The organism is Lacihabitans lacunae, from assembly GCF_042649125.1.
Taxonomy (GTDB): domain Bacteria; phylum Bacteroidota; class Bacteroidia; order Cytophagales; family Spirosomataceae; genus Leadbetterella; species Leadbetterella lacunae.
The window spans coordinates 1,388,401-1,415,316 of sequence record NZ_JBHRYQ010000001.1 but is presented as its reverse complement, the minus strand read 5'-3'; the positions used below and the strand labels follow the sequence as shown (position 1 = coordinate 1,415,316).

The window sequence follows — 26,916 nt, the reverse complement described above, 5'->3', positions numbered from 1 at the left end:
TAAAATAGTATGATTGCGATTTATATTCTGTCGGTTTTGATTTTGGCAGGTATCTTGGTTCCCGAAACAGATAATGACTATTGGCTCATTAGAGGCCAAGACTATTTCAAGACGTTTTATGCGTTTTTTGCAGTTTTGTTTTCAGTTTTAATATTTGTTTTTTCAGACCTTAGTATACCAGATTATGGTTTAATGTCTTTGCTTATTTGCGGAGCAATTTATAGTTTTATAGTGTTTATGCCATTTACTATTTTTTGGCCTAAATCGGTTTCTAAATCTAAAAGGCAAGCAGAAGATGAGCGTAACCTTAAAATCTTCATTTTTAATGTCTACCAGTATAATGAGCGTTATGCTGATGCTATAAATGCCATTATTAAGCACAAGCCTGATTTGGTACTTCTGCTAGAAACATGTTCAAAATGGGAGAAGGCCATGTCTGTGTTAGAAAATACCTATCAATATCAAGTAAAAGCCATACGAGAAGATACCTATGGACTTTTGATGATGAGTAAATTGCCTTTTGAAGAATCTCAAATAAATTATTTTGTGAGTAAAAACATTCCTTCTGCTGAGGTGCTTTTGAATATTCATGGAAACCCATTACGAGTTTTTGGGCTTCATCCTAAGCCTCCAGTGCCTGGTGAGGCCGAATACGCCACCAACAAAGACAAAGAGTTGATACGAACTGCAAGAAAAATAGTTAAAAATTTTGCAGATCAAAACTGCCTTTTAGTAGGCGACCTTAACGACGTGGCGTGGAGTAAATCGTCTCGAATATTCAAAAAACTCACAAACATGAAAGACCCACGTGTAGGCCGAGGATTCTTTTCAACATTTCCCGCTTCTTCGCCTTTCAAAATCCCCATTGACCAAGTTTTTTGTTCGCCTAATCTTAAGTTAGTAGAGATGAATCTCTTAGAAAACATCGGCAGCGATCATTTGCCTTTGGTGGTTACATTTGAAATTTAAAGGCTATTATCTAGAAATATTCAACTTGATTTTTTTATTTTTTGGTAAAAAAAAAGAGGGTAGTTATCTAGCTGATATTTACCCTCTTTAGGTTTTATTACGGTTTCAGATTGTATTAAATATGCAATTCTCCTTGAGCACCCAGGTCTCTTTTTTCTCCGGTAATAATATTTAAGCCTAAATTAAATAAAGTAGTAATTATGCCATTTTTGGTATCCCAATAATGGGACTGAAGTGGCGAAATCTTTATTGCCGATATGTTTGGGTCATTAACTCCCTCAAACCAGACATCGTCAGCTTTGTTGTATAGTTTTTCTATTATTGCAGGTTCAGTTACGATGCTCGCCTGTCCATATACCGAAAGAAACTCCATTGAAGTACCTTTGGAATAAAACAAATGGGCAAAACCTTCAGTCAATATATTTTGATTATGTGTACTGTTTTTATCGCTCAAAAACCAGATGTTCCCATCCTCGTCTACTTCTTTGGTGGTCATGGGTATCACATGTGCAGGCTTAGCTTGTAGGTCTGTGGCCATCAATGCAAATTTGATATCTTCTGCAAGTTCTTTTAATTTTAGGATTGCTTCTGTTTGTTTTAAATTTTCTGTGCTCATTGTTCTGTTGTTTTAATCTATGATTGTTCAATTATTACTTTATAAAAAAAGTCACGGTGGGGTAAGTATAAAGTATTTATTTGTAGTTAGTTAAATATAAAATACCGATTGAATTACTAAATTTTGGTCAAAAAAATAACTGGTCGCCGAGGCAACCAGTTATCGTATTGTTGATGAATTATAAGCTTGTTCTCAGTTCGTTAGAGGGGATAATCAAGATATCAACTCTTCTGTTTTTGTTTCTTCCCATTTTGCTATTGTTAAAGAAATCTGGGTAGGTTTCTCCTAGAGTTTGTATGAAAAATCTGTCTTGAGGTATTCCCGATCCCGCCATATGATTGGCCACCGTTGCACCTCTTAGATATCCTAATTTTTCGTTTAATCCTTTAGAACCCGAGTTATCCGTTCTTCCGAATACTACTACGTAGTTATCTGGGTTTTGCATTAAATTATAAGCCAAACCACCCAATATAGCCTTGGTATTTGAGTTTAAATCTGCCTTTCCTATTTCAAAAACATTTCCTCTATCAAGCGATACCACTACGCCTTCGCCCAATTGAAATACGCTCGCACTACCCCCTATGTTTGATGCGATTTCGTTGCCCAGTTCGCCCATTTTTTCGGTAAGGTTTAAATGGGTAATTCCTTTCATCGAATATTTCAGAACGGTGTCAGCCAACGGATAGTTTTTTACAGTAGCCACATCAACTGATGGAATCGAGTTTGCGATTTTCGGAGTTGAGTTTGATGTTTTACATGATGCAAAAGTGAATCCCATTGCAGTAAACATTAATAAATAGCTTAGTTTTTTCATTATAGTATTGTTTTGATTTTAAAATATACTGTTATACTTAAATTGGTGTTCCATGGGGTTTTATACGGTTTTGGGGTATTTGTTACCCAGCTTTTGGGATATTTTTTGAGGTTATTTGTATACTATTTTCTACACTTTTTTAAGTTTGTGTTTATTTATGGACTCCATTTTTTGGACAAAAAAAAACAGCACATAATGCTGCTTTTTTTCGATCTTTAAACTTTAACTAACCTAAACTATATTATATTTTTATCAACGAACTTTTACGTTTTAGTTCGCTAAATTTCTTTCTTAATTCTCCATCGTTTTGGTATTTGTTTTGACTCTTTGAATTCAATGAATTCGGACTAACAAATACAAACTCTATTACTAAGTAAATAGTAAAAAAAGCAATTATTAATAAACCAATTAGCATTACTGAAATCGTCATAATTTTAATGTTTAATACTTAATACAATAAAAAAGTTATTCCGCTAATCAAAAGATTGTTCAAATCCTTATTGTGGGGAAAAATATCCTCAAATCGTATAAAAGTTGTGGAGATTTGTACCAAAAAAAAGACCTACTGTGTCTGTAGGTCTTTGATAGCCAGGTTTCTGTAGTTTTAAAACTTGGGTAAATGTCAATCTAAAGTGAATATTAATATTTGATATTCAGCGATGTTTAATTGTCCCTTACTTCCTTCCATGCTCAAATTTATATCCCGGTTTTTGTTTTTAGGGTCATAATAAGTTGTATCTGAGTTTAGTCTTAGGGTCCAATTTCCTTCGGATGGAAACTCTACTTGATAATTTTCCAAATATCGATTGGCAAAATTTATAAGAACAAATACGCTGTCTTGGCTGCCGCCCTTGTCAAACCTGTGAAAGGCTAATATCTTGGAATTATTATCTAAATGTTGAATTGCTATGTGCTGCGACTGCAATCCTTTGGTGTTGCCTTCTAAGTTTCTTCGGAGTGCTATTAGGTCTTTAAAGAAATGCACATAGTTTTTATAAGTATCCAGGTTTTTCCAATCAATAGGGTCGCCGTCATCAAAATATCCATCTTCGAGTAATTCTTGTCCTTGAAAAATCATGGGTATGCCCGGAGCGGTAAATATCAGAGCGGCGGCTATTTGTGCTCTTTTTTTTGAAAAATAATTATTAACATCGTCTACCGCAATTTCCTCTACAATTCTGGCCTTACCGTTTGCCACTTCATCGTGTGACTCCGTATATACTATTCGTTCGAAAGCATCAATATTATATTTTTTGGTAAGTGCATGTTCTATTTTTAGCAGATCGCGGGAGTCATCGTCTACCGTCGTTATTACTTCTCTTACCGGATGAACAAATGCCGCACACCATTGGCTGCTGTATCCCAGCCCACCGTTTTCTACCTTGGCCGTAATGTCATTTATCATGTGGAGGTCTTCGGCTATTAATATTTTGTTGGGATATTTTGAGTGAATTTCTTTATTAATCCACTGAATCAACGTTTTCCCTTCTTCTATATCATTAGCGGCACTTTCGTCAGCATTCACATTTCTCATGTATGGAATCATGTCCATTCTTAATCCATCACATTTATACTCCTCCAACCACATCATGGCATTCTGAAAAATGTAGTTTCTCACTTCGCCACGTCCATAGTCAGGCCTAGTGTCTCCCCATGGGGTTTTAGATTTCCAATCGTTATAAAAATAAATGCCTCCTTTATCATGCTCGCTCCATCCATCAAACTGCCAAAGGTCCATGTCACTTGGTCCAAAATGATTATATACCACATCTAAAATTACACCTAAACCACGTTTATGGGCTTCTTTTACAAATATTTTAAAACCTTCGGGGCCGCCGTAAATGCTCTCTACCGCATAGGGGTGAGCAGGGTTATATCCCCACGAAAAGTCACCTGAAAACTCACATATCGGCATTACCTCTATGGTATTTATGCCTAAGTCTACGAGGTAGTCTAACTTTTCTATGGCGGAATAAAAATCTCCTACTTCCTGACCTTCTTTTTTGTTAAATGTTCCAATGTGTAATTCATAAATAACCAGTTGGTTATGGCTTTCTAATGTAAATTGGTCTGTGCCGTCCCAATCAAAATCTTCTAAGTAAACCACACTGTTTCCTATGCTATTGGTTACTTTTTTTGCGTGGGGGTCATTTCGTTTTAGCAACGTTCCGTTTTGGGTTTCTATCACATATTTATACGCGTCACCATCTTTAATGTCACTGACCAAAATCGCCCAGTGGCCGTTATCAATTGCCTCAAGTTTTAGACTTGATTCGTCCCAATTATTAAATGTTCCGGTTAGTCTTACTGACTTTGCGTGTGGAGCCCAAACTTTAAAAATAATTTCTGAAGTTTTAGTTTTAGAAACTCCGTTCGGTGCGTTTTCGAAATCTTCTTTATTCATATTATTAAAAGTTTATTTTTTTAATATGAAATAAAAACCTGTTCCCTTTTTTAGAGGCAAAAAATATGAATAGAAGAGTTAATTAAGGCGTTTTTCTCTCCAAAATCTCCTCTTTTAGGACTAAAATCACAGATAATTTCAATCCCCTTTTCAACAATAAAACTTAGGTCTTTATTTAGTTTTAAAGAATATTTAAAAAGTACTTTTTTTTATAAAAATTGAAAAACTGCTTCTAATTGATAATTATCAAAATGTTATCATTTTTATTAAAATGGGGAATTGTGTAGCCGTATTTCCTCAAATATTTGTGGAATTGTTGAATTGTGCCATTTATATACTATTTTGGATTATTGAAAAAAGAATTTAATCACGACATTTGTTCGAAAATTCAACTATTGCCAATGCTGGAATCGCCAAGACTTAATATTTATTTGATAGATGACGACCTCGAGGATCAAGAGATTTTTGAGATGGCATTGGAAGAAACTGGCATAAATGCAAACCTGTGTTGCTTTAGCAACGTATCAACTGGTATAGAACAATTGACGAGTTTAGAAAAGAAGCCAGAATTTCTTTTTCTGGATTTAAATATGCCCAAAATCAATGGCTTAGAGTGCTTAAAAATGCTTTCGGAGCTTAGTTTTAAAAATAGTATTAAAGTAATCATCTATTCTACCAGTTCTAATATCAACGACATCAACAAAACCAAGGCTTTGGGTGCTCATGATTACCTCATAAAACCGGTAAATTTTAATGGTTTGGTTGAATCATTGACAAATATTTTGAGTGTAGCTGACTGATTATTTACTTGCTACTTCAGTCGGGTATTTTTGGAATTCTACTTTGAATTTTTTAATAAAATATCCCACATTGTTAAATCCTACTAAATTGGCGGCTTCAGATACGACAGGCTCTTCAGTACTAATCAAATAGGTTTTGGCCTTTTCTAATCTTATTTTTAGTTTATACTTATTTAGCGTTACGCCATGTATTTTCTTAAACGAAGACGCAAGCGTAGTCAAATTTAAACCTACTTTTTTGGCAAGCTCTTCTTGGGTATGGTTCTCTGCATAGTGCTCCTCTATGTATGTGGCCGCCTGATTTACTTTAAATCTCACATTCTGATTGATGTTAGTTTCACTTTTGGCTAATGTTTTACTGACTTTCCCAAGTGTGCTTATTGCCAATGAAGTTAGTTCTTTACAATGTGCCTCCAAGCTCATTCTTTTTTCAAGGCCCGTTTGCTGATTATGAATAGACTTCTCCACCAAGTTTTTCATTTGAATACTAAAATCTTTTTTCTGTAAAATATCGGCATACATGCCATTTAGAGCATTTACGTATGGTTTTGGGATGCTGTTTTTGTCACAAAAGTTTTGCTGAATTAAAGCTTCAAAATCAGAACTAATTATCATGCCTTTTATACGAGTGTTTGCCTTGAAACTCATTGAAAATGATGTGTTTGTGTTCGGAATACAAACGTGCAGTTTATTAGCTTCTATATTTTTTGGAGATTTGAATATTGGACATTGAAGGTTACAATGATCTGCAAAATTATAAATTGCATTGAAAGTCCTTTTTATTCCTCGCGGGTTTGTCAGATTTAGGGTGAAGTCTTGATGTACCTCAAAATTCAGGATAATCGTATTGATATCGTCGTTGGTTTTAAAAGAGGTTATATTTCCGGCAAATGTATCGCGGTTTATGGTGTGACAGCTTACGCCACAGTCCTCTACCACTTGGTTTAGCACTGGATTTGTCCCTTTGGTATCGGTAGGCATTTCTATATTTATTTCTATTTCTAACATGGCTCTTTATTTTATAATTGACCTTTTTATTTGGTGGTTTTTACCTTTTTAGCGTAATCGTTAGTCGTTATTTTACACTTTATTGTGTTGGCTAAATTCATGGTATATGCTGCCCCAAAATACAGGATAATAGACGTATAATATACCCAAGAAAGCAAAATGACAAATGCTCCTGCTGCCCCAAAAACAGAATTCATATTGGAGTTTGAGAGATAAAAACCAATTCCGAACCTTCCCAATAAAAATAATACGGTGGTGACCACTGCACCCGAAAACGAGACTTTGGTGTTATACTTTACATCAGGTAAAACTTTGAATATCAAAAAGAAAAGCACACTGATGATGAATGTCATTACCAGATAATTAAAAATGGTGGTGAATATTATGGAAAAATTTGTTAGCTGAAGGTTTATGGAATCGAGTAGAATTTCTATAGCCGAGTTGATAATCATAGCAACCAAAAACAAGAATCCCATAGTTACTACTATTGAAAAACTCAAAAGCCGATTTTTGAAAAAACTTAAGATATTATTATTGGGATTGACCTCAACTTTCCAAATGTCATTGATAGAGTCTTGCATTTCTATAAAAACTCCCGTTGCCGCAAAAAGCAAAGCACCCAAACCTACAACTGTGGCCACTACCGATTGCCCTTCTATAATAGTTTTGCTTAAAATGTTTTGTAGCATTTCGGCTATTTCAAAGCCTAAGAAAGTCTGAAGTTTAAGAAAAAGCTGTCCGTTGATTATTTCTTTACCGAAAAATATACTCCCCAGTTTTATAATAAAATAAAAAATAGGGGCAATGGCAAAAGAGGTGTAATAGGCCAAAGAGGCGGCTTTCTTTTGGATTTTGTAATCGAAAAAGTTAACGATGCTCAATTTCAAAGCTATAAATATATTCTTCATATTCCATCTGTTTTCCTATATGAATAGAATATTGTTCCGCAGTAAATTGAAGACGATTTCTACACTTTGGGGAAATTTTGCTACAGGTTTGCAGGAGTGTAGAATGTCATTTTTTGGTACGTTTAGCTTATTGGAATTATGTAGATTAGTTAAGGTTTGTATTTCTTTTTTAAGCTTCCAAAAAGGGTGATTTAGAAAGCTTTTTCGTCATCTATTCATTTAATTTTTTTAGAAGGGATTTATTAAAAAAGGAAAGGTGGATTGTTTTGAGTTTTCCCATTTTTTGAATGAAATAGATTGAAAACACGACGGTAAATTTCTTTTGAATGGCTCTCTTTTTTTTCCACAAAGGCTACTCTGCTACTTTTCTTAATTTTAAAAAATGTGATTCAGAGTAAATGAGAGCTGTTTTCGCCGATTTTCGAACTTTTGCGATAACCAAATTCTGGTACACATTTTATGCCAAAAAATAGGTGGTACCGCTTGATAATTTTTTGATTAAAATGAGGTTAGAAAATATAATTATGTCAATTTAATACATAACTATTTAAAGATTGCATTTCCTTCGTGTTCTGTATAAATCTAATTCTAAAATCGAAAGTGTTCCGTTTTTATTGCTCTCAATCACATGAAAAACAGTGTTTTATATGGCATGTCACTTGATTAATAATTTTCATATTATTATTAATATTTAAACTAATCGCAACATGAGAACAAAAACTAAAACTTTCCTTTTTATCATTTTTATGATAAGTTATTTTCAAGGCAGTGCTCAGCAAACTATTGAGGATAATAAGATTTGTATGGACCCTATCTCGGGCAGGGGTGTTTATTTGGGTACTGGTTCGGGCGGTGCTGGAGTTTGTCTACTTTGCGGCGTGGTTGGGGCATCCAATGTCATTGATGCGGATCAAAGTAATTATGTGGTTGCCTCGCTTCCGGTAAGTTTGTTAAGCGGTACTCCCATTATCGCTATCAAAGATTCACTTCAGTATTATCCTGCAGGAAATGAAGCCGGTTTTATTGTTGGGCCAAATGGTGGTCTACTCTCCGCCAGTATATTAAGTAATCTTCAAGTTCAAACTTTTAGAAACGGTATTTTACAAGAATCCGGTGCTTTTAGTGGCGGTGGAAGTTTATTAAATCTGTCTGTGCTGCAAGGAGTATCAGGCGGAAAGCAAATATTAAGTTTTGTTACAACCAAAGATTTTGATGAAATAAGATTAGTATCGGTTGGGGTTGTGGGGGCATTAACGTCTTTAAGAGTTTATGGGGCTTTTGAAGGGCCCACTATATGTCCGAAAGATTGCGTAAACGCTCTTACAGGTACAGAAGTAACGGGTAATCCAAGCACAGGTTCGTCGGGAATTTGTGTAGGAGGTGGCGTCACAAATGCAAATAATGTTATAGGAGACACCACAGCAGCAGCTAATTTGGCTGTTCCATTGTTAGGGGTAGCCTGCTCTAGGTATCTTGAAGTTTCTACTACCGCTACTTACCCGATTGGGACATTCGCTGGTTTTGCCGTTTCAGATAATTCGGGTTTGTTAGGGCTTAACTTACTTGGTGGCCTAACTGTAGAAACATATCTTGGCAGTACACTTCAAGAAAGTGTTTCGGGTAGTTCTTTGCTCTCAGCTTTAGCATTAAATGGCTCCTCGCCGGTATATCAAGTTGGGTTTAAAACCACAAAAACATTTAATAAAATAAGAATAGTAGCTCAAGGCTTGGTTTCATTAGGTTTGGGAGCTTCTTATGATGTTTATTACGCATATGTAAAACTCGATACCGATTTAGACGGAATACCAGATTGCATGGACAGATGTACAGGAAATGATTTGATCGATACCGATGGAGACGGATATCCAGACGCGTGTGATTCTAATACCATTGATATTTCAGTTGCCAAGACGGTAAGTAATTCAGCTCCTTCAATGGGCTCAAATGTTAATTTTACAATTACAGCTACCAGAGATGCCGCCACCCTAAATGCCACAGGTTTACAAATTAAAGATTTGCTTCCTTCGGGCTTAACTTATGTGTCTCATACGGCACCTACGGGTACTTTTTATACTCCTTTGTCGGGTATATGGAATATTGGGAGTGCGTTGGGAGGAACTACTACGAGCCTATCGCTTGCCATAACAGCCAAGGTAGACTCAGTAGGTATATTGACCAATTTTGCTGAAATAATAGCAGCAAACGAAACCGATACAGATTCGCCATATAATAATGGATCTACAACTGAGGATGACGTAGCTAGTGTTTGTGTTTCGGTGCCCATTCAAATTTGTTTAGGAGATTCGATTAAACTAACGTCGTCAACTGTGGCACCAACTTACCAATGGTATAAAGATGACATAGCGATTGTGGGGGCTACCAGTGCCGACTTAATAGTGGGTGAAAGTGGAAATTATACTGTAAATTTCACTTCTACGGCTGGGTGTTTGTTGGGTAATTGTTGCCCAATAACCGTCAATGTAAATGCACTGCCAGTGGTAAGTGCAGGCGTAGACAGGATCACGTGCTCAGGCACAGCAGTAGCTTTAACCGCCACAGGAACTGGAACTTTCTTATGGAACACGGGCGAAACAACCTCCAGTATTTCGGTTTCTCCAACGACCACCACCACGTATATAGTTTCGTTAACCAATGCCGCGGGTTGTGTAAACTACGATACGGTAGTAGTAAATGTGAATCCGTCTATTTTGTCAGCAAATGCGGTGACTTATTGTAACGATGCCGGTACCACCAGTTCGGCAACTGACGATACGTTTGACATTGTTTTAAATCCTTCAGGTGGAAGTGGCACGACATATACAGTAACTGTTGATGGAGTTTCTACAGGAGCCACCTATACTTATGGAGGGGCTAGTCCATTTATAAATGCTGGATTGATATCCACGGGCTCTAAAACTATAATAATAACCGATGCAAATGGATGTACCTTAACTACGAGTGTGGCTCCTCCTGCCAATTGTTCAAGTTGCCCTACCAAAATTTGTGTACCAATTACAATTACGCTCATTAGGAAATAATTGTAAACAGAATAAGAAAAAGACGGCCCTTTGGGGTCGTTTTTTTTTAATTTGGGGTTCTGGGTTTTGGTTAGTTTTATTTAGAAATTAAGGATTAGTACCTATATTTAAATTCCTTTAAATAAAACTGTCCTACTTATGAATTTCAATAATATAAAAACTATATTTCTCACTTCTTTAGTGGCTACTTTTGGTATGTATGTGGTTTATTTGTTGGCCAATAGTTTTATTCCAGGAGCCATTTGGAATGGCCTTGCTTTGAGTCAATCCGCCGTAAATGTAGAATATTGCGAGTATAACAATCCCGATAGTTTTTTTCATCAAAAAATAAATACTTACTCAAATCTTGCTTACTTTTTCTTTGGTGTGTTGGTGTTAACCATCAGTAAATTTGATAAAGATAATCAGATAGCTTCGGGAGAAATAAGCCTTAAAAACTTCCCTGAGCTCGGGTTTCTGCTTGGGGCTTGTTTTGTTTATTTGTGTTTCGGAAGTTCGTTTTTTCATGGCTCGCTTACGCTTATTGGGCAGCGTGTAGACATGAACGGAACCTATGGCCTTACGTTTTTATTAGTCGCGATTGTTTTATTTCATTTATTTGCCACAAAAGGCCTTTCTAAAAAAACAAAAAATTACCTAATCGTAGGTTTGATAGCTTTAATATTCGGCTTTTATGCATTGGCACCCTTGGTTTCAAGTAAAATATTGATTCCAATACTTATTCTTACGCAGTTTGCCGGGATGATAATTGTATTTGCGAAGCAACCCAAAAAACGTTTTCTAAGTATCGCTTTGTTAAGTTTTGCCTGTGTTTTGTGGGCAATAAAAATAAGAACTGACGATGTGCAAAAACTTAATTGTGACCCTAAGGGCCTGCTGCAAGGTCACGCTATTTGGCATGTGTTAACTGCATTTTCTAGTTTCCTTTGTTTTGCTTTTTTTAGGTTTGAAAAGCGATGATTTCATTTGGGTTGATTTAGGTTTTAAGTATTACTAAAAGAAAGATTTGGTGCAAAAAAAATGGCATATTATATTTTCTTTAGGGTATTTATACGTGAAAAAGTGACCGAATAAAAAAGTTTTTTCCACATAATAAAATAGTCTTCTTATTCCAAATAGGTATTTTTTAATTGACCATTAAATAAAACAATTAAAATATATTTATCATGAAAAATCTCACAAAAACACTATTCTTATTTTTAAGTTTTTCACAGGCTGTTTTTTCGCAAATAGTTATAAAACCAGCCAATACTGTGGATGAAGCAAGTGTAACTAGCGAAGAAAAAAAAATGGGAATTGGGGCAGATGGCAATACACTTAATTTTTTGCCAGTTGGTTTAAATTATACCCGAAATGTAGGTATCGGAACTATGTTTACTCCTACTTTTTCTGTCCCATCATCATATATAAACGACGGAAAGCTGCATATTAGGCATAATTCGACCACCTCAAATGAATCAAGTGGTGGGCCACAATTAATTCTGGATGAATATCAAGCTGGTGATTTTGCCCGACTTAGATTTAGGCAATCTTATGCAGTTAGTAGTAATCCAAGTTATCCTACAGCACCCTTACTTTATGTTAGAGGGGCTCGTTTTTGGGATGTTGCCGGTTTCGCAAATGGTGCAAATACATCAGAAGATAAACTTCATTTTCAAAATAGTGGGGCAAATATTTTAACTCTAAGAGGTGATGGAAATGTGGGGATATTAAATAGTAATCCCATACTTCCATTTCATATTAACAGTAATACTAATTCAACTAGCTATAATACTGGAGCAGCTGCAATTGGACAATTGGAAAACAAGCACCTAATTTTGGATAATAGTAGAATTAACTCGTTTAATGGTAATGCAAGCTCTAATTTATTCTTAAATGACCTTTCAAATGGGTCTGTTGTTGTTGGTACAACTTCAAATCCGGCTGGTTTTGCAGTTGCAGGTTATTCGCGATTAGGATCTACGGCTCCTAATATAAAAATGAAAAAACTTACTGGACTTACTGGTCCAGGTCCAGGCGATAGTGTAGATATTTTACATGGAATTAGTTCGGCTGCTAAAATTTTAGCGATTGATATCCACGTTAATTATAGCGGATACAGCTGGGTAGGGCCAAATTATCAATATGCCTCTTCAACTATACAGTTTATGTATACCTATGATAACTCCAAAATTACAGTGAAGAATGCCACTTTGCCTAATGGAGCCGATATTAGTTATAAACCAATTGTAATTTTGGTTACCTACGAGGATTAATCTCTTTTGAATAAAAAAAAACAAACACCTTTATTTAAAATTTAGGTACTATTTCTATTTATAAACACACAAAAAAAGAGCTTGGAATTATATACAAATCCAAGCTCCATTTTTATTTTAAAAATTGACTTTTGAACCGATTATTTTAGGTAATAAATCTTTTTATCTTGAGTGTTTCCCATAAACTTAATTTTGGTTAAAGGTTCATTTGGGAAAATGAGTTCTGTCATTACCAATTCGCCGTCGTTTATGAATATTTCTACCGAAGATGCATCTACAAAGACTTGTATTTTGTTCACTATTATTCCATGTAATGGGGCCTTGTGAATTGCCGCAAATTCTTTACTAAAGCTACTTACTCCTGCCATAGTTCGGTCGGTTATCAATTGACTTTTATCAAATTTAACGCTAAAACGCTCCCCTTTTTCATTGCTAATCTCAAGGGTGCCTGCAGCATCTCCAATTCCCGAAAGCTCAAGTAAATAGTTTCCTTTTTCAGATTCAAAACTATTCTCTGTTTGGGTTTTCCCTTTATCAAAACAGTCGATAGTTTCTTTAATAGGAGTGGAGTTTAGTCGGAATCCGTGTCCAGGTGTTTTTTCTATCGACAACTCTCTCGGTATAGTAGTGGCACTTCTCCATTTTTCGGTAGGTACTACGTTTGCATACTGCCAATTGCTCATCCAACCAATCAGAATTCTTCGACCATCTTTTCCAGGGACATTACTAAAAGTTACTCCTGCGTAGTTGTCTGCCCCATAGTCCATCCAACGTGTGGTGGTGTCAGCAGGCGTAAACGTTTTTCCATCAAAATCTCCTACAAAATACTGTGTAGCAGACCCACCCTGCGGTCCATTTGGATTAATGCTGACCAACATTACCCATTTTTCAAGACCGTTTTGGTCTTTCAATGGAAATAGGTCGGGGCACTCCCAAACGCCTTCGTGCGAACCGATGGTTTTGCCGAACTCACTTTCTAATGTCCAGTTTTTCAAATCTTTTGATGAATAAATATTGGCTTGACTTTTTACGGCTAGCACCATTACCCATTTGTTTTCGGCTGCATACCACGAGACTTTTGGGTCTCTAAAATCTTTTATACCGGGATTTTTCAATACAGGGTTACCCTCATATTTAGTCCAAGTTCTTCCTTTGTCTAGACTATAAGCAATTCCTTGGGTTTGAAAATCAATTTTATTAGCCTTTTCGCCTTTCATGTTGTGGTAAGTAAAAATGGCTACCATAGCGGGCATGTCTTTTGTGCCAAAACCCGAGGTGTTGTTATAGTCAATAACGGCACTTCCACTAAAAATATATCCGAGACTATCGGGGTAAAGGGCAATGGGCAATTCCTCCCAATGGTTTAAATCTTTTGAAACCGCATGGCCCCAATGCATAGGCCCCCAAACCGTACTATCCGGATAATGCTGATAAAAAAGGTGATATTCACCTTCAAAAAAGGTTAGTCCGTTAGGATCGTTCATCCAACCACTTTTAGGCGTAAAGTGATATTCAGGTCGGTATTTTTCGGTTACTTTGAGAGCCTGATTATCAGAAGTTGACTTTTTGCTACATGCCGCCATCAATGCCCAAATAAACACAATTGCGATTTTTCTCATGATATAAACTTTAGTTTGAAACTATAATATTAAATAATGATGGCGGAAAACTCCGCCATCATATTTGGCAATATATCAATTAACCATTGATAAAATATTTTCCATTTTATATATTAATCTAGTATCCTGGATTTTGTTTGTATAAACCATTTGTAAACGTGATTTCAGCCTGAGGGATAGGTAGATACTCGTCACGACCGGCAGAAAACTTAGCAGTACTTAAATAGGTTCTTCTTGCTTTTTCTTTATTGATGTAATCATTTAGTACAGGTTCAGCAATACCCCATCTTACTAAGTCAAAAAACCTAGACCCTTCTGTTGCAAACTCCAATCTTCGTTCCCATTGCAATGCTTTTAGGGCGAAACTCTGTGTCCATCCGGTGCTACTGTATGGTTTTACATTATATTTTGATGCGAATGTTCCATCAGCTTTCTTCAGTTTGGCTGTACTATTTGCCGCACGTAATCTAATTTGGTTGATAATTGGAAGAGCTAAGTCTTGTTGACCCAGTTGAATATACGCCTCAGCTAATATCAATAAAACATCATCATATCTAAGAATGTCGTAGTTTTTTGCAGTTCCCATAAATGGGCCTAACTTAAAATACGAGCTGCTTGAAGCTAACTGTTGGAACCTCATAGTATGGAAATTACCATAAACTCCTGCATCACGTACCCAGCTATTACTAAAAGGAAGGCTGTTATTGTATTTATAAGGGTGCCCATCTATGCCCACGGTGTGATCTAATCTTGGATCTACAGTAGCAGTAGCCAAGTCAGCTATTTGATTATTAAAAGTATCAAACTTCGGCCAACCATTTTCGTCAGTTGTATGTGCATTTACAAGATTCTGACTTCCTGCATGAAATCCACAACATCCATATTGAGGAGCTCCATGAGGATAGTTTAAGCCATCTTCATAGCTCATTCTTCCAGCAGTAGTGCCATCATTTATTGTAAATTGTATTGCAAAAACTGACTCTGAACCGTTTTCTGTTTCAGGTATAAAGTTGTCGGCTATATCAGCGGCCAAACTATATTTACCAGAATTTACTACTGCCTGTGCCAAGATAACTACTTCTTGTAACCTAGTTTTATTGATATTTGTTACTTTATGACTCGCATCTTGCTCATAGGCTTGATACAATCTAAGTTTGGCCAGATAGGCTTGTGCTGCAGTTTTATTTGCTCTAGCCTTTTCTGGTTGGTTTACAGGTAAATTGTCAATTGCGAATTGAAAATCTTCCCCAATTTTATTCCAAGAAGCATCATTAGTTAAATCATTCGATATCTGTAATATCTCTTCTTGGGTGGCATTTTCATCAAAAATAGGTATGTTTTTGTATAACAATTTCATAGTAAAATAACTATGTGCACGTAAAAAACGCAGTTCAGCTAGTCGCGTTTTTTTCTGTGGGTAAGAAGTTTCATTTAAACCATTTACCGCACGTAAAGCAACATTACATCTTGAGATAGACTTAAACAAGTTTCTCCATGTTCTTGTCACAAAAGCATCCATTGTAGGTTGCACAAGGTTATAATGCTCAAGGGCGTCTATTTCTCCTACATCGCCAGTACCGCCACCACCTTTGTAAGTATCGTCAGAGCGAACGCTGCCGTATACCCAATTACTATAGATTGGCCCGATCATATCGCCATTACCAATTGCAGCGTATGCCGCAGTTACCAAACCTTCAATAGCACTGTTAGAGGTAAGATCAGAAGAAGACAGAACACCTGTAGGTGTATATTCGAGGGCTTTATCACAAGATGTAACAGCCAATACACCTACTGTCAAAAAGCTTAATATAATATTTTTTTTCATGATTGATTTCTAAAATTTAAGATTTAAAATGATGCATTAATTCCAAAAGTAAAGGTCTTAGGAATTGGAACAGGGTCTAAGTCAATACGCTCTGGATCTGGGCTTAGATAGCTTTTGCTTTTAATCCAAAATAAGTTATCAGCCATTCCATAAACTCTAAGATTTGTAAATACTGATTTAGGCGTAATGTTATATCCTAATTGTGTATTTCTTAATTTGAAATAAGAAGTATTCACTATGAAATAATCAGAAGTACGTCCTTCTCCGTTGTTATCTTTAAGTGTAAGTGCAGGAACGCTAGTTCCAGTATTTTGAGGAGTCCAAGCATCAAATACGCCAGGGCCAACATTTTCGCGTCCTTTCATTAACTTGTTAAATACCGTATAAACATCAAAACCTTCACGTCCAACAACTCCGGCTCCGAATACACTAAAATCGAATTTTTTGTAAGTCAAGTCCACTCTTAAACCATATTCAGCAGCTGGTAAAGTAGTGCCTATCCAATCTTGATCTAAAGAATTGATAACGCCGTCGTTATTTAAATCAACATATTTGATTCTACCCGGGCCTGCACCAATTTGCGTAGGAGCTGCATCTACTTCAGCTTGGGATTGAAACAGCCCATCCGTTTTGTATCCAAATATGTCGAATTGTGAATGACCAATAATTGTATTGTCTATATTACCAGCATAAGCAGGACGCACATTTTCAGGAAGTTCTGTGATTTTATCTCTGAAATGTGTAATATTCGCAGTGATATTGTATTTCAATCCAATATCTGAATTGCCTCTATATCCAGCAATAAACTCCCATCCTTTATTTGATTTAGACGCACCGTTTACTGCTTTTGTTTGACCCTCGCCTAATGTAGCTGCTACTGGTGGAGTAATTAAGATTCCAGAGGTTTTACGCGTAAAATAATCAAATGATCCGAATACTTTATTGTTTAAAAGTGCTACGTCAATCCCGACATTAATCTCATCTGTAGTCTCCCATTTCAGGCCTGAGTTAGCAGCTTGTGTTTGTACAAAACCTGAAGGAAGTGTACCCGTGTTTGCTCCCGAAAGCGAATAGGCAGTACCAATGTTCATGTATTGCTCCCAGAAACCACCTACCAATTGTGCTTGAGTGGTGCCATAACGTGTATCAAATAAACCAAATCTAGCCAAATCACCAATCTGTTGATTTCCTACTCTTCCAATACCTGCTCTTAATTTTAACTCGTCAAAAATTGAGGCATTTTGCATAAAGTTTTCATTGTCAAGTCTCCAACCCAATGATACTGCTGGAAAAATACCATAGCGGTTATCTTGACCAAATCTTGAAGAACCATCTCTACGTAATGTAACGGCAGCTAAATATTTATCCCCATGGTTATAGTCAATTCTTGTAAATTGTGAGAAAAGTCTATTTCCATTAGATCCACCAGTTACTGTTGTATTTCCAGTACCTGCATTTAAAGTAAAATACTCTTCTGTTTGAAGTGCATATCCTTCTTTTTTAGTAAACTGAAAATCAAAGTCCGTTTTGATAAATTCAGTTCCTACCAAAAATTTCAAATTGTTTTTGGTATCAAGCGTCCAGTCATATCTTAATGTATTAGACCAAGTGGTACTTAGGTATTTGTTTTGATCAAAAGAAAGACTATTTGTAGTTCTATTAAAAGCACCTTCTGAGAAAGTCGGTGTGATAATTTTATTTAGATAAGTAGCATTGTCAGCACCAATATTTGATTTGAAAAACAAATTTTTAATTGGCTGAATTTCTAAAAAGGCATTTCCAAATGCACTTAATCGATTGGCATTGTTCCATCTAGCAATATTCTGCATGTGAAGCGGGTTATTTCTATCAGAATATCCACCACCCGAGGCACCGGCAAATGAAACACCGTCTGCTTGATAAACTGGAATGGTAGGTGCCAAAGTGACGGCCAAGAATGTCGTAGAAGCTCCACCCAAATCTCTTGCTGTAAGCGTTTCATTTGAGTTAGCTACTCTAAGGTTTGTTCCAAATCTCACCTTGTCATTAAAGGCTCTCGTAAGAGCATTGATGCTTCCACTTAGTCTCTCGTATCCTGTGTAACGAAGCATCCCCGTATTTTTAAGGTGACCAAAATTAATCTCTACTGAAGAATTTTTATTACCATAAGAAGCGGTCAAATCGTTTTGAGTAATAATACCAGTTTTGAATAAAACCGATTGCCAGTCTGTATCTCCAACGGGAGTATTGGGGTCACCTCCAACAAATGGTTTTAAAGTAACACCAGTCAAAACAGGATTGGTAAAGTCATTGTTCCAATTAAAGTTATATATATCACCATAACCTGCTGCTGGATCTTGGCCGTCATTTACAGATGCTTGCCAAAGTGCTTTTCCTCTATCAACAGCGTTTAACATTGTAAATCGCATAGATTTTTCAGTTTGTGCCGCTATGCTGCTATTAAACTGAAAAGCAACTTTTCCGTTTGTATCGCCACCGTTTTTAGTGGTTACAATTATTACCCCGTTAGAGGCTCTTGAACCATAAATTGAAACAGCCGATGCATCTTTTAATACTTGTACGGATGCTATGTTAGCGGGGTTCATGTTTTGGAATACCTCTGGTCTGGTAGTAGGAATACCATCAATTATATAAAGCGGGTCATTGTTTCCTAAAGTATTGGCTCCCCTGATTAAAATTCTAGAGTTCGAGCCATTGGGAGATCCATCTTTTTCGATATATAGACCAGGTACTCTACCTTGCATGGCCTGCATAACATTACCTGAGCTGTTGTTTTTAATAGGTTTCATTTCTACTACAGCTACTGACCCTGTAAGGTCTTCTTTTCGCTGAGAGGTATACCCAATCACCACAACTTCGCTTAGAGCTTCGCCAGCTTCTAACGAAACTGTAAAGTTTGTTTTTCCATTAATTTCTACCTCTTTTGATGTATATCCTACAAAAGAAAAAATCAAGGTGGTAGTTTTGGCTGGTACAGAAAAGCTAAAATGCCCATCTACATCTGTAGTTGTTCCAATCTGTGTTCCTTTTGCTAGAACACTCGCACCAATAAGCGGTTCGTTGTTGTCGACTCCCAGCACCGTGCCCGAAACTGCGGTTTGGGCCAATGCAACCTGCATTGAAAATAGCTGTGCTAGAAATAAAAATAAATAATTCTTCATAGAAAGTATTTGTTTTGGTTTAAAAAATAATATTAGAAAAATATGGTTTAGAATATGAAATCCAAGTTTAAGGTTTAGCCCAAGCTTTTATTTGGGTTTCAGAAATTATGGGCGTAGCTCCCTTTTGAGTGGCTACGTATGCACCCGTGGCACAAGCAAAATTTAAGCACTCAGTCTCGTCTTGTTTTTGAATTAAGCCTTTTATTAGAGCAGCTAAAAAAGAATCTCCGCTTCCAATTGTGTCAACTACTTCTACAGGTATTCCGCTGCATTGAGTAAATTTGCCTTTAGTAAAAAGTAGAGCTCCATCGGCTCCAAGTGTGACGCATATAGTAGGGATATCGAAAGTTTTGGATAGCATTTCTATTCTTTGATTCGTACTAGTTGCTTCAAAATACCATGCTGAAATTTCTTCTAATTCGTGATGGTTCATTTTTACAACATCCGCTTTGTCTAATAAATAGCTAAGTGTTTCTTGGTTGTAGTAGGGTGGTCTAAGGTTTACATCCAGTACTTTGAAAGGAGCTATTTTAAGGTATTCCTTAAGCGTATGCAATGTTTCTTCTGACCTAGCAGCTAAAGTTCCAAAAACAAAAGCGTCACACTTTTTAACTGAATCTAGGACTTTAGGGTCCACCTTTATATAATCCCACGCCACTGGTTGTACAATCTTATAAGACACTTCATTACTATCATCTAAATTTACTTTTACAACACCTGTAAGATGCGTTTGTCCCCTTTGAACAAATTCAGTGTTTAAGCCTGATTTATTCATAAAACTCAGTATTTCGTTGCCAAGGTCATCAGTTCCAATTCTGCTGATTATTGAAGTTTGGAAATCGAATTTATTGAGGTGAAAACCTACATTCATAGGTGCTCCTCCAGGCATTTTACCTGTAGGGAGCATATCCCACAATACTTCTCCAAAACATATCATTTTGTACTGTTTCATATATTAAGCATTAGTTTTTTCGTTCGCATTTTCTAAGGAAGTCCCTTTTGTTTCAGGCATCATTTTGAGTACAAAAACAAGCTGAAGAACCATCATTGAAGTGAAAAATAAGAAAGTGTTTCCGCCACCAAAAGTCTGGGCGATGAAAGGAAAAATAAATGAGATTATTGCCGCAGCTATCCAATGTGTAAAACTGCCAAGTGATTGCCCATAAGCTCTGATTTCATTAGGGAAAATTTCTGAAATAAATACCCATATAACCGCACCTTGTGACATTGCGAAAAACGCTATGTATATAAACAGGTAGAAAGGAACATTTATGCCTCCAAGGGAATCGCTATAAAATGCATATGCGACTAAGCCAAGGGAGGCAATTAGGCCAAAAGAACCAATTTTCATTAAAAACTTTCTACCAAATTTATCTATTAATGTTAAGCCTAAAAGTGTGAAAATAAGATTCACTAAACCAATTCCGGCTGATGAAAGCAATGCAGATTCTTTGCCTAAGCCTGCCATTTCAAATACTCTAGGTGCATAATAAATAATGGCATTTATACCCGAAAGTTGATTAAAAAGGGCAAATAGTACGGCAAGTTTTACAGGCTTTTTGTAGATCGGTCTAAACAAGTAGGTGAAGCTACTACTGCTTTGGTTAGCTAATTTACTTTTCAAAATATCATCTAAAACTTGATTCACATTTGAAGGATCTATTATGGATAAAATAGCCTTTGCAGATTCGATTTCGCCTTTATTCAAAATAAGCCAACGAGGGCTTTCAGGGATGCCCAAAATTGTAAGTAAAAATAATACGGCCGGAATTGCTTCTATGCCAAGCATCCAACGCCAAGCATTTTCGCCAATATCTTGTAAAAAGTAATTCGAGATATAGGAAATCAAAATCCCCAATACAACATTGAATTGAAAAAGAGCTACCAGTTTGCCTCGTTTGGAAGGTGGGGCTATTTCAGATATATACATGGGAGCCACCACAGACGATATACCTACACCCAGGCCACCCAAAAATCTAAAAATCAAGAATGTTGACCAATCAAATGCATATGCAGATCCAATTGAAGAAATTAAATAAAGTAAACCTACTAGATATAAGCTTGCACGTCTTCCATATTTATCTACAGGGATGCCTCCAAACAGTGCTCCAAAAACAGTTCCAATAAGAGCTATTGAAACAGTAAGTCCATGCTCAAAGGCCGAAGAATTCCAAAGTTCTTGCAGGTGTTGTTCTGCTCCTGATATTACAGCAGTGTCGAAGCCAAATAGAAAGCCTCCCAATGCTGCTGAAAGCGACCAAAAGAAAATTTTAAAGTTTTGATTCATAGTACCTTTGTTATGATTTTACTCAACAAAGGTGAGATATATCTAAAGGACTAACTTTTAATTTTCATTCAAAGAAGTTTAAAATTGTTACAAAAGTTAAGTGATTGTTTTTTAGTGTGTTATGAAGAGTAATGTTTATTTATTATAAAATTTGTTACAATTATTATAGATTTGATACCTTAAGAATTTCTCCATTCTGAAGGCGTCTGTTTGGTTCTTTGTTTAAAAAATGTAGTAAAGTAGCCAGGGTTGTTAAAGCCTAATTCATAGGCGATTTCGCTAATGTTTTTCGTAGGGTCTTGAAGCAATTGTTTTGATTTTTTTATCTTATATTCTGATATATAATCATTCACATTTTTATCGGTCAATGCAGTAATTTTACGATAAAGCTGCACCCGAGACATTCCCATTTCTTGGCTTAAGTTTTCGACTGAGAGTGTACTGTTTTTTAAACCTTTTTCTATCAACAATTCAAAATCTAGTAAAAACTTTCTTTCTACTTTTTCAACGTCGTGCGGATCGGTGATTTCATTAGAAAACCGAAGTCTCATCCGACGGTTGTTTTCAATCATCCCATTAATTTTTTCTTCTAAAAGCTGTTGATTGAAAGGTTTGGCAATGTAGGCATCTGCACCTGCTTTTGCCCCTTCAATTTGACTTTCAATTTGGCCCTTTGCCGTAAGTAAAATTATCGGAATATGTGAGGTCCGGAAATCTGATTTTAATCGATTAGTTAGCCAAAATCCATCATTACCTGGTAGCATTACATCGCTCACTACTATGTCAGGAATATTCTTTAAAATTGTTTCCCATCCTTTTTCTGCAGATTCTTCTCCAAAAACCTGGTATTTGGTTGAAAGTCGATTTTTTAGAAATGTTAATAGCTCTACGTTATCTTCTATTATAACAATACTATTTTCAAACTCCAGAGTAGCGTTTTCCTCTTCTTTTTTTACTACAATATCTTCTTCTACAAAATGTGGAGTATGAATTTGATTTTCTTTTAATTCAGAAGTTAAATCAACTTTCAGAGGTAATTTGACCCGGAAAGTAGTGCCTTTATTTTCTGTAGATTCTACACCAATTTCGCCTTCATGAAGTGTCACAAATTCGTGTGATAGTGCAAGCCCCAATCCTGTTCCTAAAGAAACATTTTGCTTACCACGGTAAAAAAGGTCAAAAGCGTGGTCGCGGTCTTGTTGGTTCATTCCAAAACCATTATCAGAAAATACGATTTCAACAAAATCCATGTTTTTGAGCAAAGAAATATGAATTCTGCCATCATTGGGTGTATATTTGAAGGCGTTTGATATCAAATTGAAAAACACTTTGTCTAGTTTTTCGGGGTCAAATTCCATGATTATTTCAGCGAATGGGCAAATAAATTGCAAATCAATATTTCTCTTGTGAGCAGTTGGCGAAAAATCTTGGATAATGTCTTTCAGAAAAAGTACCAAATCGCATGATTCAGTTCTCAATGTCATTTTTCCCGCATCGAGTTTTCTTAAATCTAATAGTTGGTCAACCAATCGTAATAGACGATAGGTATTTTTTTGTATTAAATTTAAGGTGTTTTTAACTTCAGTTTTATCAAATACGTTTCTGTGAATTAAATCCTCGGTAGGGGTTAAAATTAAACTTAGGGGAGTTTTAAATTCATGAGAAATATATGAGTAGAATCTGAGTTTTTCTTCTGTTGCTTGTAATGCCTGAGTTGATACTCTTTCGATTTCTATTTTTTGTTCTTTTATGGCCAGATTTTGATCTGCCAAAACTTTATTCGAACGTTGCTTTTCTCTAAATAGAAATAGTAGAACGCTACCAAAAGAGATCACAAGTGTGAGTAAAAAAACAGTGGTGTACAATGTGTTTTTTTGTGAGGAATAGGTTTTATTCAAACTATTAAGTTTATCCGATTGCCTTACAATATTTTGCTGTTGTTCCTCTATTTTGTGCGATTGCTGTTTCATAATCCGCACATTTTCAGGATTTATGACCGTAGTAAAAAGTTGATTCTCTTTATTATATGTCCGTCCATTTAGAATATTAGCAGCAATTCGAATGGCCTCTTCACCGCCTGTTGGATACAAAATCGTGGCAGCTAATATACCTTTTTCAACCATTTCAATTCCTTCGTTAGGACCAAATAAGCCGTCTACACCTATGATTTTGGTAGAGCGTTTGAGAGATTTACAAACTTTGTAGGCAGTATAAGCCAAACGATCATTGTGTGCAAAAATAAGGTCTATTTGGGGGATTTTTTGAATCTCGGACTTTAAGTAAAGACTGTCATAATCGCCAGATATAATGGGAGTTAATATATCTAGATTAGCATATTTCTGACATGATTCAATAAAGCCCTTATGACGACCGATAGAGGGAGAACTTTCTGGTCCAGCGATTAAATCAGTAACTTTTCCTCCATTTTTAAGTATCAAATGCGTGTATTCTCCCGCGTTTTGACCAACAAGATAATTTTCGGCTCCAACAAATGCCGTATACTTATCAGAGGATGTTTTGCGATCCAAAATTACAACAGGAATGTCAGCATCATAAACTTTCGAAATTATGGCGGTATTGGCTTCAAAAACCATTGGAGATACTATCAGTAAGTCAACTTTTTGATCTAAAAAATGCTGAATATCTCTGTTTTGTTTTTCAATGCTGCCGTCAGCATCACGCAATTCAAAATCTAATTCAGGGTGAAACATCAGCTCACGCTGCATTGCTTCACCTTGACTTTTTCGCCAACTATCTTTTGTAGTATTTTGTGAAAATCCGATTTTTTTTCGATGCTTTTTACCCTCCGTGCAAGAAAGCAAAAAGACAAAGACACAAATAAAAATTCTACTTAACCTCATTCTAAGTCTACGTTTACATATCTCCAAAGTTAATAATATTCTACAACCCAAAGTTTTCAGTTTCGAACAATATGTTTTGGATTTGATACAATTCCGAGTATTTCAAGAGAGATTTAGTAAGCTTGGACACAAAGTTATATTAATAAGTAATTAAATCTGAAAATGTTAAAATATTGAAGCCGGAGGCTTTGAATTACATTTCCTTGGCGTTTCCGTAACTGGATAGAGGAGTTTTAGCAACCGAATAAAAACAAAAGCATAATCAACGTTGACCCCTCCTAGGTATATTTTTTCTATAAGTTAGTCCTTATTGTTCTAATGAAATTATGACAAAGTAGTTACTTGATTTTACTATTTCAAATACGTATTGCAAGTAGAGGTTTCACAGTTAAACATTAATAACTATATACTTAGATTTTGAATTTTATATGTAATGGGTTGTGGGGGTTGTGGGGGAAGGGGGGGGACTTTACTCAACATTAAATTTAAATGTACTTGACCAAAGATTGATACATGAAATTTTAATCTTATAAGATGAAGAAAGTATTTTAAAATCCTATTTGACAGTAAGGTCTTAAACTGCCGGATTACAGAGTTTTAAAATAAATAAAAAAGAGATTTAAAAGTATTCGGAAAATGGTATGATAATTGGCCTCTACTTTTACCTAGGGGCAATCATAAAATAGAAATAACAGACTTTGTTCTAAAAAAAAACTTAAATATGAAGCCTTTTTGCAGAGAGGAAGGGATTCGAACCCTCGGTGCCTTGCGACACACACGCTTTCCAAGCGTGCTCCTTAAACCACTCGGACACCTCTCTGTATCTTTTCGGGATGCAAATATCTATTCTTTTTGGTTAATTTAATACTGTGACTCAAGTTTAATTGTCAGAGCTTAATTCTCCTGAGATATTTGATTCTAATAACTGCTTTATTTCTTCATGGTTTTGAGTTTTTTCTAAAACCCACATCAATTTGGTTATCGCCGCTTCGGTAGACATATCGCTTCCTGAAATCACGCCCATATCGGCTAGTTTTCGGCTCGTTTCATATTTTCCCATCAAGACTTTTCCTCCCACACATTGCGATACGTTGAGGATCGCTTTTCCAGATTTTATAGCTTCCTCTATTAACGAAACAAACCAGTCGGTTGATGGAGCATTTCCTGCACCGTATGTTTCCAAAACAACTCCTTTTAGGCCTTTTTGAGATAAAAAATGCTTAACGGATGCTTCGTTTATGCCAGGGAATAGTTTTAAAATCCCAACTGAAGCATTTAGTTTTTTGTAAAAAACAGGACTTGTATTTTCTTTTATCTTTAATATCGCCGTTGAATTAAATTCCGCTAAAACTCCAATGTTTCCTAGGTAGGGGTAGTTTTCTGATTCAAATGCATCAAACTGACTGCTTTCGTGCTTTTTTGAACGGTTTCCTCTTAGTAGTTTCCCATTAAAATAAATACAAACTTCGGGTACTTTACTTACTCCATTCTCTTGGAATCCCGCGATTTCAATTGATGTAATCAGATTTTCACGAGCATCTGTTCTGGGTATTCCGATTGGCAATTGTGCACCCGTAATCACGATAGATTTCGTGAGGTTTTGGATCATAAAACTCAATGCCGACGCCGTGTAGGCCATTGTGTCTGTACCGTGTAAGATTACAAAACCTTGGTAGTCGTTATAGTAATTTTCAATTATGTTGGTTAGCTCGGTCCAAACCTCAGGAGACACATTTGAAGAATCGATAGGTTCTGGTAATGCCAAAAATGAAAGATTCAAGCCAAGGCGTTTTAACTCAGGAAGGTCATTTAGTATTTGTTCAAATTTGAAAGGTACCAAACTGCCAATTTTATGGTCAAAGACCATCCCCAAGGTTCCGCCGGTGTAAATAATAAGTACTTTAGCCGCATTGGTTTCAGCAGCATTTATATTTAGAATGGGATACTTAGTCATCGATTTCGTCTAAAAATAATGTATACGAGCCTTTTAGCTCTCTTTCTGCTTTTTGGTTATTTTGCTTGATTGCCAAAGCTATTCCTTTCTTAAAAGTTTGATCGGCTTTTTCATTTTCATTCAAAGAAAAAAAATGATTAGCGGCTGTGTAATAAACGGGCAAATAATCAGGAAATGCGTGCAAAACTTTTTCGAAAAGTTCTTTGGCTTCTTGCGGTTTTGTTTTTTGATATTCTAAACCCAGTGCATAGTGATTAAATGGGTCTTCTGGGTTCTGTGCTATTTCTTCTATTAAAAATTTTATTCTCTCTGCTTGCATACTAAACTGGTAGTTTCTACATTTGTAATTGTTATGCATGCATAACAATATTGCTTTAAAAAGCGTTAAAGAAATCAA

The 26,916-nt window shown here is 36.0% G+C and carries 19 protein-coding genes and 1 tRNA gene; 5 read left to right on the top strand and 15 right to left on the bottom strand.

Translation table 11 applies throughout. From position 1 onward, the window contains the following. The first annotated feature begins 9 nt into the window (after nt 1-9). Nucleotides 10-969 carry an endonuclease/exonuclease/phosphatase family protein gene (locus ACFOOI_RS06120; protein WP_379836164.1) on the top strand — a complete coding sequence of 320 codons (960 nt, stop codon included), beginning with the start codon at nt 10-12 and terminating at the stop codon, nt 967-969. Nucleotides 970-1,084: 115 nt separating this feature from the next. Here ACFOOI_RS06120 and ACFOOI_RS06115 read toward each other — a convergent pair whose 3' ends face one another. The 4 genes from ACFOOI_RS06115 to ACFOOI_RS06100 all read right to left on the bottom strand — a co-directional run bounded on the left by ACFOOI_RS06115 (nt 1,085) and on the right by ACFOOI_RS06100 (nt 4,803). Next, nucleotides 1,085-1,585 (bottom strand): pyridoxamine 5'-phosphate oxidase family protein, encoded by a 501-nt coding sequence (locus ACFOOI_RS06115; protein WP_379836162.1) that lies wholly within the window; start codon nt 1,583-1,585, stop codon nt 1,085-1,087. A 178-nt stretch (nt 1,586-1,763) separates the two neighbouring features. Continuing rightward, a complete protein-coding gene (locus tag ACFOOI_RS06110; RefSeq protein WP_379836160.1) occupies nt 1,764-2,399 on the bottom strand; it encodes an OmpA family protein in 636 nt (211 codons plus the stop codon). A 241-nt stretch (nt 2,400-2,640) separates the two neighbouring features. Continuing rightward, entirely contained in the window at nt 2,641-2,829 is a 189-nt protein-coding gene (locus tag ACFOOI_RS06105; protein WP_379836158.1) for a hypothetical protein, read from the bottom strand. A gap of 192 nt (nt 2,830-3,021) precedes the next feature. Next, on the bottom strand, nt 3,022-4,803 hold the full coding sequence (locus ACFOOI_RS06100; RefSeq protein ID WP_379836156.1) for an alpha-amylase family glycosyl hydrolase: 1,782 nt from the start codon (nt 4,801-4,803) through the stop codon (nt 3,022-3,024). 350 nt (nt 4,804-5,153) lie between these two features. On the opposite strand from ACFOOI_RS06100, the gene ACFOOI_RS06095 reads away from it, so the two are divergent. Then, nucleotides 5,154-5,603: a response regulator gene (locus ACFOOI_RS06095; protein ID WP_379836154.1), complete on the top strand. Its 450-nt coding sequence runs from the start codon at nt 5,154-5,156 to the stop codon at nt 5,601-5,603. On the opposite strand, the gene ACFOOI_RS06090 is transcribed toward ACFOOI_RS06095, so the two are convergent. Continuing rightward, nucleotides 5,604-6,611: a helix-turn-helix domain-containing protein gene (locus ACFOOI_RS06090; RefSeq protein ID WP_379836152.1), complete on the bottom strand. Its 1,008-nt coding sequence runs from the start codon at nt 6,609-6,611 to the stop codon at nt 5,604-5,606. A 26-nt stretch (nt 6,612-6,637) separates the two neighbouring features. Continuing rightward, complete coding sequence (locus ACFOOI_RS06085) at nt 6,638-7,519, bottom strand: YihY/virulence factor BrkB family protein (protein ID WP_379836150.1); 882 nt, start codon at nt 7,517-7,519, stop codon at nt 6,638-6,640. A gap of 707 nt (nt 7,520-8,226) precedes the next feature. On the opposite strand from ACFOOI_RS06085, the gene ACFOOI_RS06080 reads away from it, so the two are divergent. From ACFOOI_RS06080 to ACFOOI_RS06070, 3 genes are all read left to right on the top strand, one after another. After that, nucleotides 8,227-10,557, top strand: a complete 2,331-nt coding sequence (locus tag ACFOOI_RS06080) for a hypothetical protein (RefSeq protein WP_379836148.1) — start codon at nt 8,227-8,229, stop codon at nt 10,555-10,557. A gap of 138 nt (nt 10,558-10,695) precedes the next feature. Next, a complete protein-coding gene (locus ACFOOI_RS06075) occupies nt 10,696-11,517 on the top strand; it encodes a ceramidase domain-containing protein (protein ID WP_379836146.1) in 822 nt (273 codons plus the stop codon). 206 nt (nt 11,518-11,723) lie between these two features. Further along, nucleotides 11,724-12,812: a hypothetical protein gene (locus ACFOOI_RS06070; protein WP_379836144.1), complete on the top strand. Its 1,089-nt coding sequence runs from the start codon at nt 11,724-11,726 to the stop codon at nt 12,810-12,812. Nucleotides 12,813-12,952: 140 nt separating this feature from the next. On the opposite strand, the gene ACFOOI_RS06065 is transcribed toward ACFOOI_RS06070, so the two are convergent. The 9 genes from ACFOOI_RS06065 to ACFOOI_RS06025 all read right to left on the bottom strand — a co-directional run bounded on the left by ACFOOI_RS06065 (nt 12,953) and on the right by ACFOOI_RS06025 (nt 26,877). Then, nucleotides 12,953-14,431 (bottom strand): glycoside hydrolase family 32 protein, encoded by a 1,479-nt coding sequence (locus ACFOOI_RS06065; protein WP_379836142.1) that lies wholly within the window; start codon nt 14,429-14,431, stop codon nt 12,953-12,955. 118 nt (nt 14,432-14,549) lie between these two features. Then, nucleotides 14,550-16,256 carry a RagB/SusD family nutrient uptake outer membrane protein gene (locus tag ACFOOI_RS06060; protein WP_379836140.1) on the bottom strand — a complete coding sequence of 569 codons (1,707 nt, stop codon included), beginning with the start codon at nt 16,254-16,256 and terminating at the stop codon, nt 14,550-14,552. A 23-nt stretch (nt 16,257-16,279) separates the two neighbouring features. Beyond that, nucleotides 16,280-19,417, bottom strand: a complete 3,138-nt coding sequence (locus ACFOOI_RS06055; protein WP_379836138.1) for a SusC/RagA family TonB-linked outer membrane protein — start codon at nt 19,415-19,417, stop codon at nt 16,280-16,282. 67 nt (nt 19,418-19,484) lie between these two features. Continuing rightward, on the bottom strand, nt 19,485-20,369 hold the full coding sequence (locus tag ACFOOI_RS06050; RefSeq protein WP_379836136.1) for a carbohydrate kinase family protein: 885 nt from the start codon (nt 20,367-20,369) through the stop codon (nt 19,485-19,487). 3 nt (nt 20,370-20,372) lie between these two features. Then, nucleotides 20,373-21,704 carry a sugar porter family MFS transporter gene (locus ACFOOI_RS06045; RefSeq protein WP_379836134.1) on the bottom strand — a complete coding sequence of 444 codons (1,332 nt, stop codon included), beginning with the start codon at nt 21,702-21,704 and terminating at the stop codon, nt 20,373-20,375. A 179-nt stretch (nt 21,705-21,883) separates the two neighbouring features. Further along, nucleotides 21,884-24,565: a substrate-binding domain-containing protein gene (locus tag ACFOOI_RS06040; RefSeq protein ID WP_379836132.1), complete on the bottom strand. Its 2,682-nt coding sequence runs from the start codon at nt 24,563-24,565 to the stop codon at nt 21,884-21,886. 735 nt (nt 24,566-25,300) lie between these two features. After that, nucleotides 25,301-25,385: transfer RNA gene (locus ACFOOI_RS06035), tRNA-Ser, on the bottom strand. A 60-nt stretch (nt 25,386-25,445) separates the two neighbouring features. Further along, on the bottom strand, nt 25,446-26,519 hold the full coding sequence (locus ACFOOI_RS06030; RefSeq protein WP_379836130.1) for an asparaginase: 1,074 nt from the start codon (nt 26,517-26,519) through the stop codon (nt 25,446-25,448). Continuing rightward, complete coding sequence (locus tag ACFOOI_RS06025) at nt 26,512-26,877, bottom strand: tetratricopeptide repeat protein (RefSeq protein ID WP_379836128.1); 366 nt, start codon at nt 26,875-26,877, stop codon at nt 26,512-26,514. Before ACFOOI_RS06025 ends, ACFOOI_RS06030 begins: the two co-directional genes overlap by 8 nt. Between the last annotated feature and the right edge of the window lie 39 nt (nt 26,878-26,916).